Annotated in this window: 2 protein-coding genes; both read left to right on the top strand. The window is 37.7% G+C overall.

The window, feature by feature from the left end:
* On the top strand, positions 1-2,528 hold a 2,528-nt coding region (locus H3T48_RS08680; RefSeq protein ID WP_198189179.1), incomplete at its 5' end, for an SLAP domain-containing protein.
* Between the two features lie 588 nt (positions 2,529-3,116).
* Positions 3,117-7,024 (top strand): DUF1542 domain-containing protein (locus H3T48_RS08675; RefSeq protein WP_198189178.1); only part of this gene is annotated, 3,908 nt, incomplete at its 3' end.

Here is a 7,024-nt window from a genome sequence, read left to right as displayed (position 1 = left end):
AATCAAATGGCTCTGAATCAAATGGTTCAGAGAGCAACTCGTCAGAGTCAAACGGATCCGAATCAAATGGCTCAGAGAGCAACGCATCAGAGTCAAATGGCTCTGAATCAAATGGTTCAGAGAGCAACTCGTCAGAGTCAAACGGATCCGAATCAAATGGCTCAGAGAGCAACGCATCCGAGTCAAACGGATCAGAATCAAACGGTTCCGAATCAAATGGCTCAGAAAGCAACTCATCCGAGTCCAATGGTTCAGAGAGCAACTCATCCGAATCAAACGGTTCTGAGAGCAACTCGTCAGAGTCCAACGGCTCAGAATCAAATGGTTCAGAGAGCAACTCGTCGGAGTCAAATGGATCTGAATCGAATGGCTCAGAGAGTAATGCATCCGAGTCCAACGGTTCCGAAGCAAATGGCTCAGAGAGCAATTCATCAGAGTCCAACGGATCAGAATCAAATGGTTCAGAGAGCAACTCGTCAGAGTCAAATGGATCTGAATCGAATGGTTCAGAGAGTAATTCATCAGAGTCCAACGGTTCCGAATCGAATGGTTCAGAGAGTAATTCATCTGAGTCAAATGGTTCCGAATCAAATGGCTCAGAAAGCAACTCGTTAGAGTCCAACGGCTCAGAATCAAATGGATCTGAATCGAATGGTTCAGAGAGTAATTCATCAGAGTCCAACGGTTCCGAATCGAATGGCTCAGAGAGTAATTCATCAGAGTCCAACGGTTCCGAATCAAATGGCTCAGAGAGCAACTCATCCGAATCCAACGGATCAGAATCAAATGGCTCAGAGAGCAACTCGTCAGAGTCCAACGGATCAGAATCAAACGGCTCCGAATCAAATGGCTCAGAAAGCAACTCATCCGAATCCAATGGTTCTGAATCGAATGGCTCAGAGAGCAACTCATCCGAATCAAACGGATCAGAATCAAATGGCTCAGAGAGCAACTCATCCGAATCCAACGGATCTGAATCAAATGGTTCTGAATCAAATGGTTCAGAGAGTAATGCATCCGAATCAAACGGATCCGAATCAAATGGCTCAGAAAGCAACTCATCCGAGTCCAATGGTTCAGAGAGCAACTCATCCGAATCAAACGGTTCTGAGAGCAACTCGTCAGAGTCCAACGGCTCAGAATCAAATGGTTCAGAGAGTAATTCATCTGAGTCAAATGGTTCCGAATCAAATGGCTCAGAAAGCAACTCATCCGAATCTAACGGTTCCGAGTCAAATGGTTCAGAGAGCAACGCATCCGAGTCCAACGGATCTGAATCAAATGGTTCAGAGAGCAACTCGTCAGAGTCCAACGGATCTGAATCGAATGGTTCAGAGAGCAACGCATCCGAGTCCAACGGATCTGAATCGAATGGTTCAGAGAGCAACTCATCTGAGTCCAACGGATCTGAATCAAATGGCTCAGAAAGCAACGCATCCGAGTCCAACGGATCTGAATCAAATAGTTCAGAGAGCAACTCATCCGAATCAAATGGTTCTGAGTCGAATGGTTCAGAGAGCAACTCATCCGAGTCCAACGGATCTGAATCAAATGGTTCAGAGAGCAATGCATCAGAGTCCAACGGTTCCGAATCAAATGGTTCAGAGAGTAATTCGTCAGAATCCAACACATCTGACTCACAAGTTCCTAATGAACAAAGCATTGAGTCGACAAATTCAAATTCAGCAAGTTCTAATGCTGAAAACACAGAATTTTCAGGAATTGATACAAGAACATTTGCTGATACAGCAGCTCCAGATACAACTGGAGCAGTTGAAAGAAAACTTGCTCATAATGCTTACTTCTATAACAAAGAAGGTAAGCGTGCAAACTTATTAGTTGCTCAAAAGGGTTCAATGATTAACACTTACGGAACTGAAATGATTAATGGCCGCGAATTCTATTTGACTGACAATGGTTTATACATCGCTGCTAATAACATCAATGCTCAAAAACGTATCTTATTGAAGAACTCATTTGTTTATAATAAAGATGGCAAGCGTGTAGGCACTCAGTTACTTAGAAGGAATACTGAAGTAGATACTTATGGTGATCCAGTTAAGATTGGTGATAAAGAATTTTACATCATCGATGATGATCGCTATGTAAAAGCAGTTAACTTTGGAACCAATGACAAGGAAGCAAACGAAACATTAGCTGACGGTGTTATTGCAAATGCAGTGTTGAATCACAACGCAAATGTTTATAACAGTGAAGGTCAACAAAATGGTCAAGTTGTTTTATCAGCTGGTTCACGAGTAGCAACTGGTGAAACCAAGACTATCAATGGTCGCAAGTTTATTGAAATTGGTAACGGTCAATATCTTGATAGTGATGAAGTCAACGGTACCTCTCGTGTATTAACTTCAAAAGCCGATGTTTATAATATTGAAGGTAAACGCATTGGTAAAGTAACTATGAATGTTGGCGAGACTATTCGTACTTATGGTGAAATTATTGTAATCAAAGGTAAAACTTACTATTCAATTGGCAATGGTCAATTTGTAAAACAGACAGCTTTTGAATAGAAACACTGAAAAATATTTTTGAAGTTAATCTTCAAAAGAATTCATAACAAAAGGCAACAAACTTTAAATAGTTTGTTGCCTTTTTTGTTGGAAATAATCGAGTCTTAATTAACTAAGTTAGAAATAATAAATAATGTAATGATATCAATTAAGAAACTAACTTCTAATACAGAAATAAACCAAATTTTATGTATGAAGATATAATAAAAGGCACTAAAGAACATTTTTAAAAAAACCATACTTGTATTTATTTCCTTTGTTTTAAATAACGTTATTATAAAAACTTTTAAATATTTTTGTGCTAAACAATCAATAAAATTAAATAACTAAGTAGCTGACTATAATTTTGATATATACAAGTTCTTTATAAATAAGCTTTATAAAGAAAATACTTTTTCATTATTACGTTTAATTATTTTAAAAAACATATGTGTTAAAAAACGATTGCTGTTCATATAACTGTTGCCGTAATGGTTGCTATAACTGGTTTCATGTTAACAAAATCACTTTAAAAATAACTATTCTAAGTGCTGAGGATGTGCTAAACTAGTGGTGTTATATATTAATAGGGAGATTGGAGAGTATAATTTGAAAAAAAATCCAAGGTTAGTCGAAGAGACTAAAAATACAAATTATAAAATGCATAAAAGCAAAAAAGGCTGGCTCGTAAGCTATTCTTTATTGACTTTCATGCTTGGTGGAATATACCTCGGCAGTAGTGCTTCTACTCCGGTAAAAGCCGCTGAAGTCGAATCCCAAAATGATCAAAAGGGAGTAGACCAAGAGTTACAAAAATCAATTGACTCGAAGTCGGTTGATGATGCTAAGCAAAATGCTTTGACTACTATTGATACAACAGCAACCACTGCAAAAGCAAAGATCAACGCTGATCAAAACCTTTCAAGTAGTGCTAAAAGTACTCAACTTAAGAATGTTGATGCTATTGTTGCTGATGCTAAAGATAAAGTAAACAAAGCTGAGGATTTACCTGCTATTAAAGCAATTTTAGACGATGCAAATATTAGCATCACTAATAGCTATAAGCCAGGTACTATTACTGCTTCTAAAAAGAAGACTAGTGCTAAAAAAGAACCAGTCGTTGATATGTCAAAGAAGCCTGCTACTAACAAAAAAGTGGGCGTTTCTACATATAAAGGACTTAGTTCTTTCTTCAGAACGAGTTCTGATACTGCTGGCATTACTGCAACTTCTGACAAGACTTCAACTACAAAGACTGTCAAATCAGAAGACACTTCTTCATTAGTTGCTGGTAACCAAACTGGTAAAACTGAAGCAAGTAAGTTAGCACCAAGAGCAGCTTCTACTGATTCAGTTACTGGTCAAACTACTGCGAATACTACTGCAGATAAGAAAGATACAAATCAGTATACTTCTCAAGCCGAAGCTACGCCAAGAGTAGATACTGCTGCAGATACAACAGGGGATAATAGTGTTACGGTTGGTCCTGATGATGATGCTGGCCGTCCAGGCTTTAATGCAAGCCTAGACTCGAAACAGAATTCACCAACATCTGTAAATATTCCAACCCCAGATCAAGTTCTTAATCCAGATAATTACAAGCAAAAGGTAGCTAATGTTGCAACTCTTGCTGATTTGGCAACTGCTTGGGCAGATTCTTCTGTTACCTATATCAACATAACAGGTGATATAGCATATGATAGCAAAGTCACAATCAGCAATCGTGCTCCTGGAGCAAGTGTTGTTGTCAATGGTAATGGCCATACAATTGAGTTAGGATCACAAACTTTATCGTATCCTGATACAGTTCGTACAAATATGACCACTGTAACAGTAACAAATGGTGTTTTTAAACAGGGATTTAATGGCTCTATTGATAATGATAAATACAGTTTAGTATATAGTAGCGATGGTCAGGGTCTGAATGTAAATATTGACAATGTTAGACTAATACCTATGGATGAGAATTCTAATTCCAATCCGATTCACGTGGTTGTTGCGCATGACTCAAAAGTTACTTTTTCTGGAACTAATTACTTTTTCCTTACTAATGAGGTCACTAGACACGTAACCAGAATAATTTTTGCTAATAATGCAAAAGTTGAAATGGATAGATCAAAAAATGCCACTGCGCACTCTCAATTCTATTTCAGTGATTCTGGCTCTGCAGTAGGTGATGCCGGATATGGTAAAGACGGTAACGAGTTCATTATGGGAGACGGGTCTACGAATATTGCGCGTACCTATAATGGTTCTACTGCTAATTTTCCAGCTATCTATCTAGACTTCGACAAAATAACAGTTGGTGATGATGTTTCTTGGACTCAGACAGGATTCCAGTATTTCTTAAATGCTACCCAAGGTTCGAAAGGAACTGGAACATTTAATTTTGGACAGAATTTTAATTTATCTGCTCCTATTACTACTATGCCTGGTGCCATTCAATTACAAGCATCTCAAAAAGCAGTATTTAATGCAGGAACTACCTTTAATATCCATCAAAGAGCAAAAGCTGCTATTATCCAAGTTGCTGGTACTTCTAGTGTAAGCTTTATTTCACCAAAATCACTTTTGTTAGCAATAGAAGATAACTCTGGGAATCCAACTACCGCGACTGCTGGTATATTTTCAGGACCTGGTACTGTTTCACTAAATAACTCTAGTATTAAAACTTGGGATGGTTCGAATTCTTTAGCAACTAATGAAGCAGGAGATAATGCTGCTCAATTTGGTAAAATGGTTGTTAAAGGTGGAGTTGCTACTTTAACTGACTTAAATAACAACACGAGTGTTTCTCCTATTGTTTCAAGAAAAACGCGTGAATTACAAACCGTTGCTATTCCAGTTGGTACAATGGCAATTCAATACGTTGACCAAAATGGTAAAAAGATTGGTTCTCCAATTAAGCTAGATATCAATGACAAGAATAATTATATTGGTCAGTATATTCCGCTTAATTCATCATTTATTGCCAAATATGCAGCTGATGGTGGAAATATGCCTGAGAACTACATGTGGGCAATTGGAAACCAAGTATTTTCAGGTGCTAAAGCTGATATGCAAAGCGGCGGTGATTCATTACCTGATGACGACGGTGATCAATACGGTCAGGCAACTATTGGTATTGTTCCAATGCAGTCTCAACCAGGGCAAAATAATAAACAATATGACCATATCTATAATATTTATGTATTTGGTGTTCCCCAAAAATTACAATATCAATACGTTGATATTAACCATAAAGATAGGGGAGCATTAACTACTAGCCTTTCAGGTAAAACTGGTATCGAAGGGTCAAGAGGTATAACTACAGCTACTGCTAACTACGGCAACACTATTAACTGGACAGATAGTTCCTATACAAAAGATAACGTTCCTGCTGGTTACCACTACTATGTTGAAGCAACTGGTCAAAGCGTTCAGCCAAAATCTACTTTAGTTGGAACTGAAAATCCACTTGTTACTATCTATGTAGAAGGTAATCAACAAACAATTAATCCAACATATGTAAACAAAGATGGAATTGCAGTTCAACCAATTCAGCCTATTACAGTTTCTAGTAAAACTGGTGATGTTACGGAGATTCCTAAAGCACCAGATGTTAAAAACTATGCTTTTGATCATGTTGAAGTAAATGGTAAGGAAGTTCCAGCTGGGTCAACATTTATCATGGCAAATGGTACAGACAGCATTAAATATGTTTATCATTCACTTGATCAGGAAAAAACAACTGCAATTAATGATATCAATTCTCATGCCGATGATGCCATAACAGCTGTTGATGGTAATGTAAATCTGACTACAGATGAAAAGACTAAGCAAAAAGATGCCATAAATGCTGCAAGAAATGAAGCAATTGATAAAATAAATAAGGCTGAGCTTCAAAGTGAAGTTGATAAAGCTTATCAAGATGGTATAGCTAAGATTGATGCTGCTAAAGATCCGGGTACGCCATTAGCTAAACAAAAAGATGATGCCATAGATACATTAAAAGATGAAGCAACTAAAGCAAAAGCCGCGATTGCAAATGATCCAACTTTAACAGCTGCTAAAAAGGAAGAGCAGACCAAGGCAGTAGATCAAGCTTTAGCTACAGCCATCGATAACGTTAATAACGCACCAGATGCCGATGCCGTAAATAAGGCAAAGGATGATGGAATAAATACAATTAGAGCAATTCATAAATCAGGCGATTCATTAGATGATCAAAGAGCTGCAGCTATAGCTTACTTAAGGGATATAATTGCAAAAAATACAAAAGATGCAATTACTAAGGATAATACTCTAACGACATCTGAAAAGAATGAACAAATTCAGGCGGTTAATGCGGCTCTAACTGAGGCGATAGCGAACATTAATAGTGCTCCTACCGCTGATAGCATAAATTCAGCACGTGATGCAGGACAAGCAGCAATTGAAGCAGCTCATCAATCAAATAAAGTAGACTTAAATGGACAAAAGGATGCAGCTAAGCAAGACTTAGACGATTATGCTAAGCAAATCAAGAATGACATTGA

The organism is Lactobacillus sp. M0403, from assembly GCF_016101265.1.
GTDB lineage: Bacteria > Bacillota > Bacilli > Lactobacillales > Lactobacillaceae > Lactobacillus > Lactobacillus apis.
Note: the sequence above shows the minus strand (reverse complement) of the source record. Positions and strands in the feature narration are given on the sequence as shown.